The 16923-nt window shown below is 68.3% G+C and carries 15 protein-coding genes; 10 read left to right on the top strand and 5 right to left on the bottom strand.

All coding sequences use genetic code 11. The features are described 5' to 3' along the window. Positions 1-77 precede the first annotated feature (77 nt). The 3 genes from ACQHI0_RS14360 to ACQHI0_RS14350 all read left to right on the top strand — a co-directional run bounded on the left by ACQHI0_RS14360 (position 78) and on the right by ACQHI0_RS14350 (position 5676). Entirely contained in the window at positions 78-1907 is a 1830-nt protein-coding gene (locus tag ACQHI0_RS14360; RefSeq protein ID WP_427908438.1) for a peroxidase family protein, read from the top strand. Next, entirely contained in the window at positions 1904-3022 is a 1119-nt protein-coding gene (locus ACQHI0_RS14355) for a catalase family protein (RefSeq protein ID WP_427908437.1), read from the top strand. Before ACQHI0_RS14360 ends, ACQHI0_RS14355 begins: the two co-directional genes overlap by 4 nt. A gap of 74 nt (positions 3023-3096) precedes the next feature. Next, on the top strand, positions 3097-5676 hold the full coding sequence (locus tag ACQHI0_RS14350; RefSeq protein ID WP_427908436.1) for a LuxR C-terminal-related transcriptional regulator: 2580 nt from the start codon (positions 3097-3099) through the stop codon (positions 5674-5676). Positions 5677-5800: 124 nt separating this feature from the next. Here the strand turns inward: ACQHI0_RS14350 and ACQHI0_RS14345 are convergent, their stop codons facing one another. Then, entirely contained in the window at positions 5801-6745 is a 945-nt protein-coding gene (locus ACQHI0_RS14345) for a threonine/serine dehydratase (protein WP_427908435.1), read from the bottom strand. 203 nt (positions 6746-6948) lie between these two features. On the opposite strand from ACQHI0_RS14345, the gene ACQHI0_RS14340 reads away from it, so the two are divergent. From ACQHI0_RS14340 to thpD, 5 genes are all read left to right on the top strand, one after another. Further along, positions 6949-7659, top strand: a complete 711-nt coding sequence (locus tag ACQHI0_RS14340) for a response regulator transcription factor (RefSeq protein WP_427908434.1) — start codon at positions 6949-6951, stop codon at positions 7657-7659. A gap of 71 nt (positions 7660-7730) precedes the next feature. Further along, positions 7731-8279, top strand: coding sequence for a diaminobutyrate acetyltransferase (gene ectA / locus ACQHI0_RS14335; RefSeq protein WP_427908433.1), 549 nt, complete (start codon positions 7731-7733; stop codon positions 8277-8279). Beyond that, positions 8279-9547: a diaminobutyrate--2-oxoglutarate transaminase gene (gene ectB / locus ACQHI0_RS14330; protein ID WP_427909165.1), complete on the top strand. Its 1269-nt coding sequence runs from the start codon at positions 8279-8281 to the stop codon at positions 9545-9547. The genes ectA and ectB overlap by 1 nt, the downstream gene beginning before the upstream one ends. Beyond that, entirely contained in the window at positions 9544-9948 is a 405-nt protein-coding gene (locus tag ACQHI0_RS14325; RefSeq protein ID WP_427908432.1) for an ectoine synthase, read from the top strand. The genes ectB and ACQHI0_RS14325 overlap by 4 nt, the downstream gene beginning before the upstream one ends. Then, positions 9932-10858, top strand: a complete 927-nt coding sequence (gene thpD, locus ACQHI0_RS14320; protein ID WP_427908431.1) for an ectoine hydroxylase — start codon at positions 9932-9934, stop codon at positions 10856-10858. The genes ACQHI0_RS14325 and thpD overlap by 17 nt, the downstream gene beginning before the upstream one ends. On the opposite strand, the gene ACQHI0_RS14315 is transcribed toward thpD, so the two are convergent. Together ACQHI0_RS14315 and ACQHI0_RS14310 are read right to left on the bottom strand one after the other, a co-directional pair. Further along, a complete protein-coding gene (locus tag ACQHI0_RS14315; RefSeq protein WP_427908430.1) occupies positions 10855-11715 on the bottom strand; it encodes a hypothetical protein in 861 nt (286 codons plus the stop codon). The genes thpD and ACQHI0_RS14315 overlap by 4 nt on opposite strands. Positions 11716-11950: 235 nt before the next feature. Next, entirely contained in the window at positions 11951-12970 is a 1020-nt protein-coding gene (locus ACQHI0_RS14310; RefSeq protein WP_427908429.1) for a hypothetical protein, read from the bottom strand. 58 nt (positions 12971-13028) lie between these two features. On the opposite strand from ACQHI0_RS14310, the gene ACQHI0_RS14305 reads away from it, so the two are divergent. After that, entirely contained in the window at positions 13029-13460 is a 432-nt protein-coding gene (locus ACQHI0_RS14305) for a MarR family winged helix-turn-helix transcriptional regulator (RefSeq protein ID WP_427908428.1), read from the top strand. Positions 13461-13546: 86 nt separating this feature from the next. Next, on the top strand, positions 13547-14818 hold the full coding sequence (locus ACQHI0_RS14300; protein WP_427908427.1) for a glycosyltransferase 87 family protein: 1272 nt from the start codon (positions 13547-13549) through the stop codon (positions 14816-14818). A gap of 58 nt (positions 14819-14876) precedes the next feature. On the opposite strand, the gene dmpG is transcribed toward ACQHI0_RS14300, so the two are convergent. Together dmpG and ACQHI0_RS14290 are read right to left on the bottom strand one after the other, a co-directional pair. Then, entirely contained in the window at positions 14877-15911 is a 1035-nt protein-coding gene (gene dmpG / locus ACQHI0_RS14295; protein ID WP_427908426.1) for a 4-hydroxy-2-oxovalerate aldolase, read from the bottom strand. 86 nt (positions 15912-15997) lie between these two features. Further along, positions 15998-16906, bottom strand: a complete 909-nt coding sequence (locus ACQHI0_RS14290) for an acetaldehyde dehydrogenase (acetylating) (protein WP_427908425.1) — start codon at positions 16904-16906, stop codon at positions 15998-16000. Positions 16907-16923: the final 17 nt, after the last annotated feature.

Below are 16923 nucleotides of genomic sequence, written 5' to 3'. Positions count from 1 at the left end.
CACTACTCGCGACAGCGCCGGTGCCGTGGCCGACACTGGCCAGTGGTCCGATTCCTGCCGCCACCAGGAGGTTCCCGATGGTCACGCCCCGGCAGAAGCGCCTGGTCCCGTTCGCGGCCCACCCGGTCCGCTTGCTCGCTCACCTCGCCGAGGTGGTCGACCGGCGGCTCGGCTGGTCACGGTTGCCGACCCCGCTCGGCCTGGTGGTGCTGATAGGCCTGCGCAGTCGGCTGCGGGCGCACAACCTCATCGACACCGGCGGCCACCCCGACCGGCCACTGCCCCCGGACACCGACGGCACCCACCGCGCGGCCCGCACCGTCGACGGCACCTACAACGACCTCGACGTGCCGCGCACCGGCTCGGTCGGCTGCCGGTTCGGCCGCAACGCCCCGATCGCGGCGACCTTCCCCGAGACCGGGGACAAGCTCATGGAACCCAACCCCCGCCTGGTCAGCGCCACCCTGCTGCGCCGCGACCGGTTCCGGCCCGCGAGCACCCTGAACCTGCTGGCCGCCGCCTGGATCCAGTTCGAGGTGCACGACTGGTTCAGCCACGCCCGCGACGACACCGCCCCGTTCACCGTCACCCTCGGCGATCACGACGACTGGCCGGAACCGCCCATGACCATACCGAGCACCCCGACGGTGCCCGCCCCGGAACCCGGCGACCCGCCGACCTTCACGACCACCAGCTCTCACTGGTGGGATGCCTCCCAGATCTACGGCAGCACAGTCGAATTCGCGAAAGCGCTGCGATCGGGCAAGGACGGCGAACTCCTCGTCGACGAACTCGGCCTGCCTCCGCTCGACGCGGCCCGGCTGCTCGCGCTCGACGACACCGCCGTCAACGCCTGGGTCGGCCTTGCCCTGCTGCACTCGCTGTTCCTGCGCGAACACAACGCCATCTGCCGCCGCCTGGCCCAGCGCTACCCCGACCTGACCGACCAGCAGCTCTACGACACCGCCCGGCTGGTCAACTCGGCACTGGTCGCCAAGATCCACACCATCGACTGGACCCCCGCGATCATCGCCCACCCGACCACGGTCGCGGCCATGCGCGCCAACTGGTTCGGTGTACTCGGTGAACGCCTCACCCGCCGCTTCGGGCGGCTGTCGGGCAGCGAAGTCCTGTGCGGCATACCGGGTTCCGCGGTCGACGACCTCGGCGTGCCCTACTCGCTGACCGAGGAGTTCGTCGCCGTCTACCGCATGCACCCGCTGATCCCCGACGACCTGACCGTGCGCGACCTGGCTGACGACCGGGTACTGGCCACCCACCCCTTCCCGGATCTCGGGGTGGAGTCCATCCGCGACCGGCTGACCGAAACCCCGATGGACACCCTGTTCTACTCCTTCGGCCGTGCCCATCCCGGCGCACTGACCCTGCACAACTACCCAGAGCACCTGCGCCATCTGACGCGCCCCGGCCGCCCGATGCTCGATCTCGCCACCGTCGACATCCTGCGGGTGCGCGAGCGGGGCGTCCCGCGCTACAACGAGTTCCGCAGGCAACTGCGGCTACCACCGGTGACCTCCTTCGACCGGATGACCGACGATCCGGCCTGGGCGCGGGAACTGGCGCAGGTGTACGGCGATGTCGACAACGTCGACCTGATGGTCGGGCTCTACGCCGAGCCGAAGCTGCCCGGATTCGGGTTCAGCGACACCGCGTTCCGCGTCTTCGTGCTGATGGCCTCACGGCGGTTGTCCGCGGATCGCTTCTTCACCACCGACTTCCGGCCCGAGATCTACACCGAGGCGGGCATGGCGTGGGTGGCCGACAACTCGATGCGCAGCGTCCTGCTGCGGCATTTCCCCACGCTCGCACCGGCTCTGGACGGAGTCGGTAACCCGTTCGCACCGTGGCGCTCAACGCGGCACACCGAGGAAAGGGCAGCACGATGACCGACGTGGCCGCGCCGCGCACCAACCCGGACTATCTGCGCTACCGACCGGACGTGGAGCACCCGCGCCCCGACGAGGACGCCGACATCGACCGGATCATCGCCGTGCTGCGCAGCAACAACCAGCGCGCCTACCGCCGCAACAAGCGCGGCATGCGCGACGCGCACGCCAAGAGCCACGGCATCCTGCGCGGCGAGCTGACCGTGCACGCGGATCTGCCTGCGGAACTGGCACAGGGCATGTTCGCCACACCGCGCAGCTACCCGGTCATCGCCCGCCTGTCGAGCACCTCGGGGGCCATTCGCAGCGACCAGTTGCGCGGCGTGCGCGGTCTCGGCATCAAAGTGCTCGGCGTCCAGGGGCCGCGGGCCATGCCCGGCGACACCGCCACCACCCAGGACTTCATCATGGTCACCCACCGGGAGTTCCTGTTCGCCGACGCCCACGCCTACCTCACCCGCGGCATGCCGACCGCCTGGACCCTGGCCCGGCTCCCCGACCATGTCCTGCGCGCGGGCAGCGACCTGCTCGCCGGGGTGGACCGGCACCTGCTGCGGCGGATCGGGCTGCGGGTCCCACCGAACCTCGGCGTCTTCATCGCACCCAACACCCACATCCTCGGCGAGACCTTCTACACCTCCGCGCCGCTGCGCTACGGCGATTACATCGCCAAACTGCTGTTCACCCCGGTCTCCCCGGAGGCCGTCGCCCTGCACGGACAACCGGTCGGCGACGGCATCAACGTCCACCGCGAATCGGTGATCGACTTCTTCGCCGAGCACAGCGCCACCTACGAACTGCGTGCCCAGCTGTGCACGAACACACAGACCATGCCGATCGAGGACGCCACCGTCGCCTGGCCCGAGCGCGAGTCCCCCCACTGCACCGTGGCCACCCTGCGATTCGGCACCCAGGACCCGTACACGCCCGCACGCCGCGCATACGGCGACGAGGTCCTGTCGTTCAACTCCTGGCGCGGACTGGCGGCGCACCGGCCACTGGGTTCGATCAACCGGCTCAAGTTGCGGGTCTATGAGGCGTCGAGCAACTACCGCCATCACGTCGACAACGCACCACGGATCGAGCCACGAGACGCAGCAGAGTTACCGCCGTGACCAGCTCATATGCCACACAGGCACCTGCTAACGATCGTTGTGGGGTCGCGGGCCGGGAACTAGACTTCACCGGTATGGGCGGTATGTGGCAGCTACTCGATCGCCCCACCGAACACGAGGCCGTGCGGTCGGCGCTGACCGACGGACACGGCGGTGCGGTGCTGGTCGGCGCGGCCGGTGTCGGCAAGACCACCCTGGCCCGGGCTGTCACCGCGACCCTCGCCGAGCCCGTGCGCTGGGTCGCCTGTACCGAGTCCTCCCAGGCGATCCCGCTGGGCGCCTTCGCACCGTGGATCGCGCCCTCGGCCTCACGCGACCCGCTGGCGCTGCTGCATTCGGCGAGAGAGAATCTCCTGGCCCAGCCGGGCACGATCGTCGGCGTCGACGACGCCCACCTGCTCGACCGGCTCTCGGCCACCCTGCTGCACCAGATCGCGCTCGACCGGGGCGCACGCATCATGGCCACCGTGCGCTGCGGGGAAGTGGTGCCGGACGCGGTCACCTCACTGTGGAAGGACGGCTTCCTCGACCGGATCGAGTTGTCGCCGTTCACGAAACAGCAGTGCACCACGCTCGTGGAGAGCGTCCTCGGCGGCACCCTGGAAGGGCTCAGCGCCGACGTGCTGTGGGAGTCCTCCGGCGGCAACCCGCTGTTCCTGCGGAACATGGTCGAGGGCGCTGTCGAGGCGGGCACGCTCACCGACGTCAACGGGGTCTGGCAGCTGCGCGGCCCGACCGCGGTCCCCGCGGGCCTGGCCGACCTGCTCGACGAACGCCTCACCCGTGCCCGGCGCGACGTGCTCGACGCGCTCGAGACCCTGGCCGTGTACGAGCCTCTCGATATCGACATCCTCACCGAGTTGGCCGGCGCCGAAGCGGTGGACGCCGCCGAACACACCGGCCTGATCCGGGTGTGCCGCGACGGCGGCGCCGTCGCGGTGCGATTCAGTCACCCGCTGCTGGGCGATGTGGTGCGCCGCCGGATCGGGACCGCCGGGGCACGGGTGCGGCGGGCCCGGCTCGTCGACGTCCTGCGCGAGCGCGACCTCAGCACCCCCGCGCACCGGATCCGGCTGGCCCGGCTGTGCGTCGACAGCGATCAGCCGATCGACACCGGGCTGCTGATCAGCGCCGCCAAAGACGCTGTCTCACTGTCGAATCTGCCGCTGGGTGAACGGCTCGCGCGCGCGGCCCGCGAGCGGGGCGGGGGACTGCGCGCGGCGGAACTGCAATCGCGGGCGCTGCTGTGGCAGGGCAGGCCGCAGGACGCCGACGAGATCCTGGCCCGGTTCGACCCCGACCGGCTCGACCAGCTCCAGCTCGTCCAGTGGGGAGTGCTGCGCGCGAGCCTGCGGTTCTGGCTGCTTGGCGACGTCGACCGGAGCCGCGAGCTGATCGACCTGCTCACCGCGCGCGTGGATCACCCCGCCCTGCGGGTCACCGTCGACGCGGTGGGAGCGGCGATGGCCGTGCACGAGAACCGCATCGCCGAGGGAGTCGCCGTCGCCGAGCAGGTGCTCGCCGACCCCGTGGCGCCGAGGCAGGCGGTCGACTTCGCCGCGTTCGCACTCGGGCTTGCCCTGCCGGTCGCCGGTCGCGGCGCGGACTTCGCCCCCATCGCCGCGCTCATCCGCTCCGAGCAGAAGTCCACCGACGGCATCATCCGGGTCATGGTCCGCTACGGGGATGTGCTGGCGCTGACCATGATCGGCGATCTCGACCAGGCCGACCGGCGCGCCGACGAATACCGCGACTTCTCCTCGGCCGGCCAGTTCGTCGGCTGGGCGATCGCCCGCATCGCGGCCGGCGTCGTGGCCACCTACCGGGGCCGGTTCCGGGACGCGATCGCGGCATTCGACCAGGCACTCGCCGCCCTCGACGCCGAGAACTCCCTGCCGTGGAAACTGCCGGCGCGATTACTGCTGGCCCGCTGCTGTGCCGCGATGGGGGAGGTCGAGCACGCCGAGCGGGTACTCGGTGAGGCCGAGGAACACCACGGGCCGCACACGCTGCTGCACGAGCCCCAGCGCCTGATCGCCCAGGCCTGGCTCGCCGCCGCCCAGCACCGGGTCCACTGCGCGATCGACCTGGCCCGCCGGGCCGCCGATCTGGCCCACCGGTCCGGCCAGTTCGCACTGGAAGCCGAAGCGCTGCACCACGCCGCGCGATTCGGCGACCGGCGCGTGGCCACCCGGCTCGCCGCCCTGGCCGGTCATGTCCAGGGCCCGGTGGCCGGCCTCTACGCGCGCCACGCGGCCGCGGTGGCCGCCGCGGACCCGGCCGGCCTGAGCGCGGTCAGCGCCGAATTCGAGACCGCGGGCCTGCTCCTGTCGGCCGCCGATGCCGCCGCCCAGGCCGTGCCCGTCCACGATCGCGCGAGCAACCGCAGGCAGGGCGCCGCCGCCGCGGCCCAGGCCCTCGCCCTCGCCGCCCGCTGCGACAACGCGACCACCCCCGCCATCCTCGGCGCCGCCCGCCCCCTGCCGATCACCGAACGCGAACGCGAGATCGCCGCCCTCATCGCCCGCGGCCTGTCCAATCGCGCCATCGCCGAACGCCTCTGCGTCTCGGTCCGCACCGTCGAGGGCCACATCTACCGCGCCTGCATCAAACTCGACGCCGGCGACCGAGAACAGCTCGCGAAACTGATCTGAGGTCGCGGGGGAGTCGCAGTCCCTCCCCGCGGTGCCGCGCGCGAGGCATCGCGGTGCTCAACCAGTGACTCAGGCCCTCGTGAGGGCGCGCCGATCGCCCGCTCTCACCACTGCGAGACAGAACCTAGACGAGATCGCTCGGGTCCGTATTGGCCCCGCACAGGATCACGCACACCCGTTCGCCGGGTTCGGGGCGGTAGACAGGGCCCGAGCCGGTGTCGAGCAGTGCCGCCAGCGCGGTGGCGGCGCCGTTCTCGACGACGATCCGGTGCCGGTCCCATAGCTGTTGCCTGGCCGCCCGGATCGCCTCGTCGGGCACGAGCAGCGACCGCACACTCGGATGCTGGGCGGCGGCCAACGCCATCGCGGACACATTCGGCGCACCGAGGGAATCGGCGGCGATCGAGTCGACGGTGACATCCACCGGGCGGCCTGCTTCCAGCGCGGCGTTCAGCGATCGACAGCCCTGTGGTTCGACGGCTACGGTGCGAATCCCGAAATTCTGTGCGGCGACCGCGGTTCCGGTGAACAAACCACCGCCGCCGACGGCGACGAGCACCGTGTCGAGATCGGGCAGCTGCGCCTGGATCTCGCGCATGAGCGTGCCTGCGCCCGCGGCGACGAGCGTATTGTCATAGGCATGGGCGGCCAGCGCACCACTGGTCTCGGCGAATTCCCGGCAGGCGGCCAACGCCTGCTTATATTCCGGACCGATCAGTCGCACCTGCGCGCCGTATTCACGAAGTCGACCAATTTTGACCGCAGGCGCGGTCTCGGGCAGAAACACCGTCGCGGGCACCCCCGCCTCCCGTGCCGCCCACGCGCACGCCAACCCGGCATTGCCGCCCGAGGCGATCGTCACACCCGCGTCCGGCAACGTTTCCGCGGCCGCGTGCGCACGCACGAAATTCTGCGCACCTCGCGCCTTGAAAGTACCGGTGAACTGCAAGAACTCCAGTGCGAACCACAGCGGGTCCGGCCCAGCTCCGGCCGGTGCGAGGGTGATCGGGCGAACCAGTCCGTCGATCCGCGCCGCGGCGGCTTCGATGTCAGCGAAAGTCGGGGTCACCCCTCGACTATGCCACCGGTCAGGTCCCGTCGATCCGCCTGTTGAGCGGGCGAATTGTTACGACGGGTTTACGCCCGCACCAGTCTGGGTACATAACAGATCGGTAACAAGCTCGAAGGCGGGTAGTCGTGTCGGTCTGGGGACGCGAAAACCCCCAGTGCACCGGCGCACGCCCGGCGTGTCAGCAAAGGATGTGCACACACATGAGCGCGAACCTGATGATCGTGGACGACGATGTCCAGATGCGGGGGAACCTGCGTCGTGCGATGGAGGACGAAGGGTATGCCGTCGCCGAGGCGGGCGTCCCTTCCGACGCCCTCGATCGGCTGCGTAACGACGGGCCACCCGATCTGATGATCGTCGACCTGATGCGCGGCGAAGCCGACGGCTTCGACTGCATCAGGGAGATCCGTCGTGACCACGACGTGCCGATCATCGTGATCAGCACCCGTTACGACACCCACGACGTGGTCGCGGCCCTGGAGGCGGGGGCCGACGACTTCGTGAGCAAGCCGTTCGAAATCAAAGAGATCACCGCCCGGATGCGCGCGCTCCGCCGTCGCGCCCGCATCACCGCCGATCGCGACACCACCCCCGAGGCGGTGCTCGACGCCGATCCACACACTCCGCTGGTGCTCGCGGCCGACGCGGGCGCGGTGCGACGAGGCGCCGAGGAGATCCATCTCACGGTCACCGAATTCCGGTTGCTGTGTGAGCTGGCCGAGACGCCTGGCCGGGTGCTGAGCCGTTCCGTACTGCTCGAAAGGGTATGGGACCAGGGCTTTTTCGGCGACGAGCGAATCGTCGACGTCCACGTGCGCCGACTGCGCACCAAGATCGAACGCGACCCTTCCGACCCGCGCATCGTGGTTACCGTGCGTGGTCTCGGGTATCGCCTCGATGTGCAGTCGTAGTAAACGATTCGTCATACAACCGCAAAGAGCTCGACACAAAGACCGCAAAGTCTGCTGGGCACGTTAGATATATGACAACGTCCACCATGTCCAACGAGCCGGCCGCCACGGCGGCCACTGGTTCGGAACCGAGATTGCGTCATCCACGGCTGGGCGACGGTGCTCAGCTGTGGCGGATCGCCCGCGACTCGCAGGTACTCGACGTCAATTCCAGCTACGCGTACCTGCTGTGGTGTCGCGATTTCACCGCGACCTCGCTGGTTGCCGAGCTCGACGGTGAGCCCGTCGGATTCGTCATCGGATATGTGCGCCCGGAAGCTCCGGACACGCTGTTCGTCTGGCAGATCGCCGTCGACGCGCAATGCCGTGGGCGCGGCCTGGCCGCCAGGATCCTGCACGCACTGCTCGATTCCGTAGCACCCGCGGGCATCACCACGTTGGAAACCACGATCTCACCCGGAAACACCGCCTCACACGCGCTGTTCTCCGCGGTGGCCCGGGAACGCGGTGCCGATTTGCGCACCGAGGACCTGTTCGAAGAAAACGATTTCCCCGATTCACACGAGGCAGAGCTGCTGTATGTGATTTCACCGGCTCAGCGCCAGGAGGAACGACGATGATCACGACCACCGACACCAGCATTTTCGAGGCCATGGAATCGAATGTGCGCGGATACTGCCGTGACTGGCCGGCCATCTTCAACACCGCCGAAGGCGCATGGTTGCGCGACGAGCAGGGCCGCGAATACCTCGATTTCTTCGCAGGCGCCGGCGCGCTGAACTACGGACACAACAACCCGATTCTGAAGAAGGCGCTGCTGGACTACATCGGCAGCAACGGCATCACCCACGGTCTGGACATGTCGACCGTGGCCAAACGCGAGCTACTCGAGACCATCCGCGACAATCTGCTCTCGCCGCGTGGCCTCGACTACAAGGTGCAGTTCCCTGGGCCGACCGGCGCGAACGCCGTCGAAGCCGCGCTCAAGCTGGCCCGCAAGGTCACCGGGCGCAAGACCATCCTGAGCTTCACCAACGCCTTCCACGGCATGACCCTGGGCGCGCTGTCGGTCACCGGCAACGCCGCCAAGCGGGCAGGTGCCGGCGTGCCGCTCGAGCACTCCACCCCGATGCCCTACGACGGCTACTTCGACAACACCATCGAGGACTTCGGCTGGATGCAGCGCGTCCTCGACGACAGTTCCTCGGGTTTCGATCGCCCCGCCGCGGTGATCGTGGAGACCGTGCAGGGTGAGGGCGGCGTCAACCTGGCCCGCGCCGAATGGCTGCGCCACCTGGCCGGACTGTGCGCCGCGCGTGACATCCTGCTCATCGTCGACGACGTGCAGATGGGTTGCGGCCGCACCGGGCCGTTCTTCTCCTTCGAGATCGCCGGCATCACCCCCGATATCGTCACGCTGTCCAAGTCGATCGGTGGCTACGGCCTGCCGATGGCGCTGGTGCTGCTCAAGCCCGAGCACGACCAGTGGGCGCCCGGCGAGCACAACGGCACTTTCCGTGGCAACAACCCCGCCTTCGTCACCGCCACCGCCGCCCTGCGCGAGTACTGGTCCGACGACAAGCTCGCCCAGCGCACCGCCGAGAACGGCGCCTACGTGGGCCGCACGCTGAGCGCTGTCGCCGAACGCCACGCCGGAGTGTCCACCCGTGGTCGCGGCATGGTGCACGGCATCGTCTTCGACGACCCGTCGCAGGCGGGCAAGGTCTGCCGCACCGCGTTCGAGCAGGGTCTGCTGGTGGAGACCTCGGGTTCGATGGACGAGGTCGTGAAGCTGTTGCCGCCGTTGACCCTCGGTAGCGACGAGCTCGATCAGGGCCTGTCGGTGCTGGTCTCCTCGATCGACACCGTGTGTGGCGGTGCCGCATGATCGTGCGCACCACCGCGGAGATCACCGGCACCGAACGCGATGTGGCAGGGCCGGGTTGGCGCAGCAAGCGCATCGTGCTCGGCGGTGACAAGGTCGGGTTCTCCTTCCACGAGACCACGATCGAGGCGGGCACCGTCCACGAGTTCCACTACCAGAATCACGTCGAGGCGGTGTGGCTGGTCGCGGGCGAGGGCAGCCTGCTCGATCTCGACAACAAGACGACATACGAGTTGGGTCCCGGCTCGATGTACCTGCTCGACGGCCATGAACGTCATCAGGTCACCGCGCGCACCCAGCTGCGGATGTTGTGTGTTTTCAATCCGCCGGTCACCGGCCGCGAGGTACACGATGAGAACGGGGTGTATCCGCTGATTATCGAGGAGGATGGCGCCAGTGTCTGATCAGCTCGACCGCTACCCGACCCGGCTCGCCGAGCCGGCCCCACATCTGGAACGCACCGATCCGACGGTGTGGGGGCAGGTCACCTCGCCGGAGTTGTCAGGGTTCGACGCGAACGGTTTCGCGACGATTCCCGACCTGCTCACCCCGGACGAGGTGGCCGCGTTCGGCGCCGAGATCGGGCACTTGGCGGCCGACCCTGTGCTCTACGGCGACGAGCGGGTGATCGTGGAACCGGTTGCGGGGCAGGTGCGCTCGGTGTTCCAGGTGCATCAGCTCAGCAAGCCGATCGCCGAGTTGGTTGCGGAATCGCGGATCGTCGGGCTCGCCGAGCAGATCCTCGGGTCGCCGGTGTATCTGCATCAGACCCGGGTGAACTACATGCCCGGTTTCGGTGGTAGTGGTTTCGGCTGGCATTCCGATTTCGAGACATGGCACGCCGAGGACGGCATGCCCGCTCCGCGCGCGGTGAGTCTGTCGATCGCGTTGACCGACAACTACCCGTTCAACGGCAGTCTGATGGTGATGCCCGGCTCGCACCGCACCTTCGTGCCGTGCCTGGGCGAAACGCCCACCGGGCACTATCGGGAGTCGTTGCGCGAGCAGCGCATCGGGATTCCGACGGCGGATGACATCACGTTCCTCGCCGCCCGCTACGGCATCACGCAGTTCACCGGGCAGGCCGGTTCGGCGTTGCTGTTCGACTCCAACCTGATGCACGGATCGTCGAACAACATCACCCCGTTCCCCCGCTCGAACATCTTCCTGGTGTTCAACAGCGTGGACAACGCCTTGGTCGAGCCTTTCTCGGCCCCCCAGCGCCGTCCGCAACACATCGCCGCCCGCGATTTCACCCCACTGCGGGAAGCTGTGCCGGAAACCGTCGGCGCGCTGGCGGAGCAGGCGCCCTAGGGTAGTTCGGACAATGCGGTGAGAGAGGCCGCCGCTCGCGGATCGTCGCGGGCGGCGGCCTTCCACCACTGCTCGGCGGCGGCCCGCTCGCCCTGCTGTAGGAGGAGGGCGCCGAGGTCGTAGGCGGCGCCGCTGTGGCCTGCCTCGGCGGCCTGGGTCCAGAGGGCGCGCGCCGAATCGTGTTCGCCGCGTTCGTGCATGGCGGTGCCGAGATCGTGCAGGGCGCCGCCGACACCTTGGCTGGCCGACCGTGGGGGAGGCGGTGCGATCGAGACCTCGGGCGGGGGATCGGCGGGCGCGGGTGGGCCGACCGGCCTGATCGGAACCGTGGAGATGATCGGTCTGAGGGGACGCGTCGGTTCGGCCGGGCCCGTCGTCAGCTCGACGACCAGCTCGTTGAAATCGGGCGTACCGGGGCCGGTGCTGCACCACAGGGTCGACGCCCCATCGGGGAGCAGGTCGACGACCATCCCGTAATTGCCGGTCCAGGACTGATGTGTGCCCGACCCGGCCACCCAGACGGGCGTGAGGGTGAACAGCGCGTCTGGCGCGTCCGCGGTCACCGAGATGTCGATGCCCTCGGCCAGCGCCTCGTACCAGATGTCAACGCCCGCCAGCGATCTCCCGTTCAGATTCACGTGCCCGTCGTGAACGGACAGCCCTAGCCCCAGGCCCGTCACGTCCGCTGGTGCCATCACCGACAGCGCGCGCAGATGTACCGCCGTGGTCCCGGTGGGCAATGCCTCGGTGTACATCGGATACACCGCCGCACCACACCATTCGATCGGCTCGGCGCCGTGGTAGCGCTGATCGAGCGGCACCGGTTCGCCAGGGCGTTGCGCGCCGGGATCATTCATCGGTGGCACCCACACTTTCCGCTGTCGAACCCCCTCGCGGCGCCAGACGGTCCGCGGTTGCGCGCTACACCGTACTCGCGTCTACGCGGTGCCGTGGCCGATTTACGACAAGACCGACAGCCGAATGCGGCAACGCCCCGGCGAATTCGCCGACCTGGCCGGATCGGTGTGTCCGGATGTCAGGCAACGGGATTCGCCGGGGCGTAACCCGACCGATCGGGCGTGGCATCAGCGATCAGACAGCGACCGACTCGCCGAGCTCCTCTTCGACGGCGGCGGGCGCGACCGGTGTCGGAGCGTGGCGTGCTTCGTACCGACCCGCCACCACGACGAGCACCAGACCGACCGCCAACCAGGCGAACAGGCCGAGCAGGCGGGAGCCGAAGCCGGCGCCACCGTCGAAGTAGAGCAGGTCCCGCAGTCCTTCGACGAAATCGGCGCCGTTCCAGAACGAGTGCAGCGCGCCGAAGAAGCCGTTCTGGAGTTCCGGTCCGTAGACGCCGCCGGAGGTGGTGAAGTTCAGCATCACGAACAGGGTGATCAGCGCCAGGGTGGTCCAGCGCTTCAGGAAGGTGTGCAGTCCGATGCCGATCAGGATGATGCCGCAGGTGTAGAGCCAGGCGATACCGAACACACTCGCGAAGTCGCTGTCGATGACGCCGAACACCGGGCCCGCCACGGCAACGCCGATGAGGCTCACGATCAGCGCGGTCACCACCCCGATCGCTGCCCGTACCCGCATCCGCAACATCGCGCCCGCCGCGCCGATCACCGCGACGCTGCCGTACGCGCCGACGCTCAACGCGACCAGCAGGAAGAAGATGCCCTGGCCCGTCGGGTCGCCACCGGCCTTGGTCGTCACATCCGTGACCACCAGCGGCACCCCCTGATGATCCGACACCGACCGGAATGCCACCTCCGCGGCCATCGCGCTCGTATCGGAGTTCGCCGTGGCGACGAGCAGTTCCGGTTCAGCGGTGTCGGGCACGTAGGCGCCGATGAGCGCGCGGTTCTGTAGCGCGGTGATGGCCGCTTCGCGGTCGGGCACGGTGATCATGTCGAGGCCCGCGCCGCCCTTGTCCTTCATCGTCTGCGCCAGGACCATCGACTGCGGGGAGTCGCCGACGACGGCGAGCGTCAGATTGTTCGGCTCCGGCTGGTGGAACGCGCCGAGATAGGCGAAGGCCATCCCGAGACACATCAGCAGTGGAGTCAGCAGATGTCCGGCGATGTGCCGGAACTGTGCGCGAGTCATCGAGGGAAATCTCCAAACAGTTGGTAAATGCAACTATGTATGGTTGTATAGTACAACTATGAACGCGCGCGACACAAGAACCCTGGCTGTGGACACCATCCAGCGGGAACTCACCGCCTTCGCCCGTCGCGCCAGGGGCCGCGCCGCCGAACTGCACCCCGAGCTGAGCCTGGTCGCCTACAGCATTCTCGACCTGATCCTCGAGCGCGAGGGGTGCCTGGCCACCGACCTCGCCGAACAGTTCCTGCTCGACAAGTCGACCGTCAGCAGGCAGGTCGGTGCGCTGGAAAAGCTCGGCTATCTCGAACGCGCGGTCGACCCCGGCAATCGGCGCAATCACGTCCTGCACGCGACCTCCGCGGGCCGAACTGTCGCCCGCGAGGCCGAACGTCGCCGCAGGGACGCCTTCCAGGCCCGTTTCGCCGACTGGACCGACGAGGACGTCGCGGCGATGGCCGGTTACCTGACCCGCTACAACCGGGGCGACTGATCAGCATCCACCTGGCTATTGCGCGCGTCACTCCCGCCGGTGGGCGGTGCCCCGACGAGGCACGCGAGTCGGTATAGTCGCCGCGGATGAGTAGTGACACCACCCACCCCGAGCAAGAGCGTTCCCCACGCCCGATCAATCGAGCATGGTGGCTGGTGCCGGTGTTGCTCACCGTTGTTTCGGTCGTCTGCGTCAGGACGCCGATCTGGCCCTTCGAACGCTATTCCGGCGGGTTCATCGATCTGCAGGTCTATCGCCTCGGGATCGAGGCCATGCGCGACGGCGCCGACATGTACGGCCAGCTGCCCAAGACCTCGATCGGCATCGGCCTGCCGTTCATCTACCCGCCGTTCGCGGCCATCGCGCTGGCACCGTTCGCGCTGCTGCCGTGGGGTACGGCGAAGATCCTCTACGTCGTGGTCTCGATCGCCGCGGTCGCCTGGACCCTTTACCTGGTCGCGCGTCGCTACCATCCGGACCGAAAGCAGGCTGCCCTGCTGGTCACCGCCTGCGCGATCCCGCTCGCGATGCTGCTGGAACCGGTCCGCGCGACCATCGACTTCGGCCAGGTCAACCTCCTGTTGATGGTGCTGGTCGCCACCGACTGCCTGCTCCCGAAAACCCGCTACCCCCGCGGCATGCTGATCGGTCTGGCCGCCGCCATCAAGCTCACGCCCGCCGCGTTCGTGCTGTACTTCCTGGTCCGCAAGGACTACAAGGCCGCCGCGACCGCCGCGGCCACCGGCGCGATCGCGACCGTGGCCTCGTTCGCGATCCTGCCCAAGGAGTCGACCAACTACTGGTTCGGCGGGCTGGGAAATGTCTCGGGTCTGAGCGGCTCGGCTTTCCACACCAACCAGTCGATCCAAGCCGTCATGGCACGCCTGCACATCACCGGCCTGCCCTTCGACGCGCTGTGGCTCGTACTGGGCGCGCTGCTGCTGGTCCTCGTCGTCGCCGCGATGCGCAAGGCCGCCGACGCTCCCGCGATCGCCCTGTCTCTCAACGCGGTCTTCACGCTGTTGCTGTCACCGATCTCGTGGTCGCACCACTGGGTCTGGATCGCCCCCGCGTTGCTCGCGATGGTCTGCCACGCCCGCACCCTGCCCCTCAGCAGTGCCAGGGGCTGGTACGCCACGGCCGTCGTTGTCGCCGCGGTCTTCGTGATCGCGCCGCACAGTTTCCTGCCCGATGGTGAACATCGCGAGACCTCATGGACTTGGGATCAGCACATCATCGGCGACACGTATGTGTGGTTGGCCGTCGCGCTCGTGGTGCTGTTCCTGGTGACCGGTCGACGGTCCGCACCGGCAGCGGAGGCGCCCGCGGCGGTCGAGGAGCACGCGCGCGTCGCTTGAGCGCTCTGCGCGACGACAGCGGCCCCGATCCGAGGATCGGGGCCGCTGTCGGTTTCGGTCAGACGGTGACGGATGCTTCGCGTTGGAGTTCCAACGCGATGTCGATGAGCTGGTCTTCCTGGCCGCCGACAAGCTTGCGTTTGCCTGCGCGGACGAGCATCTCGGCGGCGGAGACGTTGTAGCGTTCGGCTTGGCGTTCGGCGTGCTTGAGGAAGCTGGAGTACACGCCCGCGTAGCCCATCATCAGTGATTGGCGGTCGAGCAGGCATTCCTGCGGCATGGCCGGGCGGACGACGTCTTCGGCCGCGTCAGCGATCGCGAAGAAGTCGACGCCGGTTTTGATGGCGAGTTTGTCGGCGACCCCGACGAATGCCTCGACCGGGGTGTTGCCCGCACCGGCACCGAAGCGGCGGGTGGACCCGTCGATCTGAGTGGCGCCCGCACGGACGGCGTAGACGGAGTTCGCGACGGCGAGGCCGAGGTTCTCGTGGCCGTGGAACCCGACTTGGGCGTCGGTGCCGAGTTCGGCGACGACGGCGGCGACCCGATCGGAAACCTGTTCCAGGACAAGCGCGCCCGCCGAGTCGACGATGTAGACGCATTGGCAACCGGCGTCGGCCATGATCCGTGCCTGCTTGGCGAGTGCCTCGGGGGGCTGGGTGTGCGACATCATCAGGAACCCGACGGTTTCGAGGCCGAGGTCGCGGGCGTAGCCGAAGTGCTGGATCGAGACGTCGGCTTCGGTGCAGTGGGTGGCGATGCGGCAGATCGAGGCGCCGTTGTCCTGGGAGATCTTGATGTCTTCTTTGACGCCGACGCCGGGCAGCATCAGGAAGGCGATCTTGGCGTTGCGCGCTGTCTGGGCGGCGATCGTGATCAGTTCCTGTTCCGGGGTTTTGGAGAATCCGTAGTTGAACGAGGAACCACCGAGACCGTCACCGTGGGTGACTTCGATGACGGGGACGCCGGCACCGTCGAGGGCGGCGACGATGTCGCGGACTTCGGTGGCGCTGAATTGGTGGCGTTTGTGGTGGGAGCCGTCACGCAGGGAGGTGTCGGTGATCCGGATGTCGAGTTCAGCAGAGAATGGCATGGTCGAGTCTCCTTACGCCCGGCTCGGCTGCGGCGGACGCAGGGCCTCGGGGGTGATGGTGTCGAGGGCTGATGAATCGGTCATGATCACACCCGCGTCGACAGGATCTGATCGGCCATGACCTCACCGACACGGGTCGCCGCGGCGGTCATGATGTCGAGGTTGCCCGCGTAGGGCGGCAGGAAATCGCCCGCGCCTTCGACCTCGACGAAGATCGACACCTTCGCCAAGCCGCCGGATACCAGCGACGGTTCGTCGAACTGCGGATCGTTGAGCAGCCGGTAGCCGGGCACGTACTCCTGAATGGACTTCTCCATCCGGAAGATGCTCTCGGAGATGGCGTCTCGATCAGCGTCCTCGGGGATGGCGCAGAAGATGGTGTCGCGCATGATCATCGGCGGCTCGGCCGGGTTGAGGATGATGATGGCCTTGCCCCGCTGCGCGCCGCCGATGGTCTCGACACCCTTGGAGGTAGTCTTGGTGAACTCGTCGATGTTCGCGCGGGTACCCGGGCCGGCCGACACGGAGGACACCGAGGCCACGATCTCGGCGTAAGACACCGGGACAACCCGCGAGACCGCGTTGACCATCGGAATCGTGGCCTGACCACCGCAGGTGATCATGTTGACGTTCGCCGCGTCCCGCAGCGAATCCAGGTTAACCGCGGGGATCACGGCCGGGCCGACCGCGGCCGGGGTGAGGTCGACGGCGCGGATGCCGGCGGCCTCGTATTTCGGCGCGTACGCGCGGTGCACGTAGGCGGAGGTGGCCTCGAACAGCAGATCCGGCTTCTCGTCGAGGGCGAGCAGCCAGTCCGCGCCCTCGGCGGAGGTTTCCAAGCCGAGCCCGCGGGCACGCTTCAACCCTTCGCTGTCGGGGTCGATGCCGATCATCCAGCGGGGCTCGATGGATTCCGAGCGCAGGAGTTTGTAGAGCAGGTCGGTGCTGATGTTGCCGGATCCGACGATCGCGGCGGTGACGGAACCGTTGGACACGGTTGGCCTCCTTGGGG

Source organism: Nocardia sp. FBN12, assembly GCF_050320175.1.
Lineage (GTDB): Bacteria > Actinomycetota > Actinomycetes > Mycobacteriales > Mycobacteriaceae > Nocardia.
Note: the sequence above shows the minus strand (reverse complement) of the source record. Positions and strands in the feature narration are given on the sequence as shown.

Bases quoted from the DNA above. Each gene is read 5' to 3' on its own strand.
- ACQHI0_RS14360 (WP_427908438.1), top strand. From the start codon at position 78: ATGGTCACGCCCCGGCAGAAGCGCCTGGTCCCGTTCGCGGCCCACCCG.
- ACQHI0_RS14355 (WP_427908437.1), top strand. From the start codon at position 1,904: ATGACCGACGTGGCCGCGCCGCGCACCAACCCGGACTATCTGCGCTAC.
- ACQHI0_RS14350 (WP_427908436.1), top strand. From the start codon at position 3,097: ATGGGCGGTATGTGGCAGCTACTCGATCGCCCCACCGAACACGAGGCC.
- ACQHI0_RS14340 (WP_427908434.1), top strand. From the start codon at position 6,949: ATGAGCGCGAACCTGATGATCGTGGACGACGATGTCCAGATGCGGGGG.
- ectA (WP_427908433.1), top strand. From the start codon at position 7,731: ATGACAACGTCCACCATGTCCAACGAGCCGGCCGCCACGGCGGCCACT.
- ACQHI0_RS14325 (WP_427908432.1), top strand. From the start codon at position 9,544: ATGATCGTGCGCACCACCGCGGAGATCACCGGCACCGAACGCGATGTG.
- thpD (WP_427908431.1), top strand. From the start codon at position 9,932: ATGGCGCCAGTGTCTGATCAGCTCGACCGCTACCCGACCCGGCTCGCC.
- ACQHI0_RS14315 (WP_427908430.1), bottom strand. From the start codon at position 11,715: ATGAATGATCCCGGCGCGCAACGCCCTGGCGAACCGGTGCCGCTCGAT.
- ACQHI0_RS14310 (WP_427908429.1), bottom strand. From the start codon at position 12,970: ATGACTCGCGCACAGTTCCGGCACATCGCCGGACATCTGCTGACTCCA.
- ACQHI0_RS14305 (WP_427908428.1), top strand. From the start codon at position 13,029: ATGAACGCGCGCGACACAAGAACCCTGGCTGTGGACACCATCCAGCGG.
- ACQHI0_RS14300 (WP_427908427.1), top strand. From the start codon at position 13,547: ATGAGTAGTGACACCACCCACCCCGAGCAAGAGCGTTCCCCACGCCCG.
- dmpG (WP_427908426.1), bottom strand. From the start codon at position 15,911: ATGCCATTCTCTGCTGAACTCGACATCCGGATCACCGACACCTCCCTG.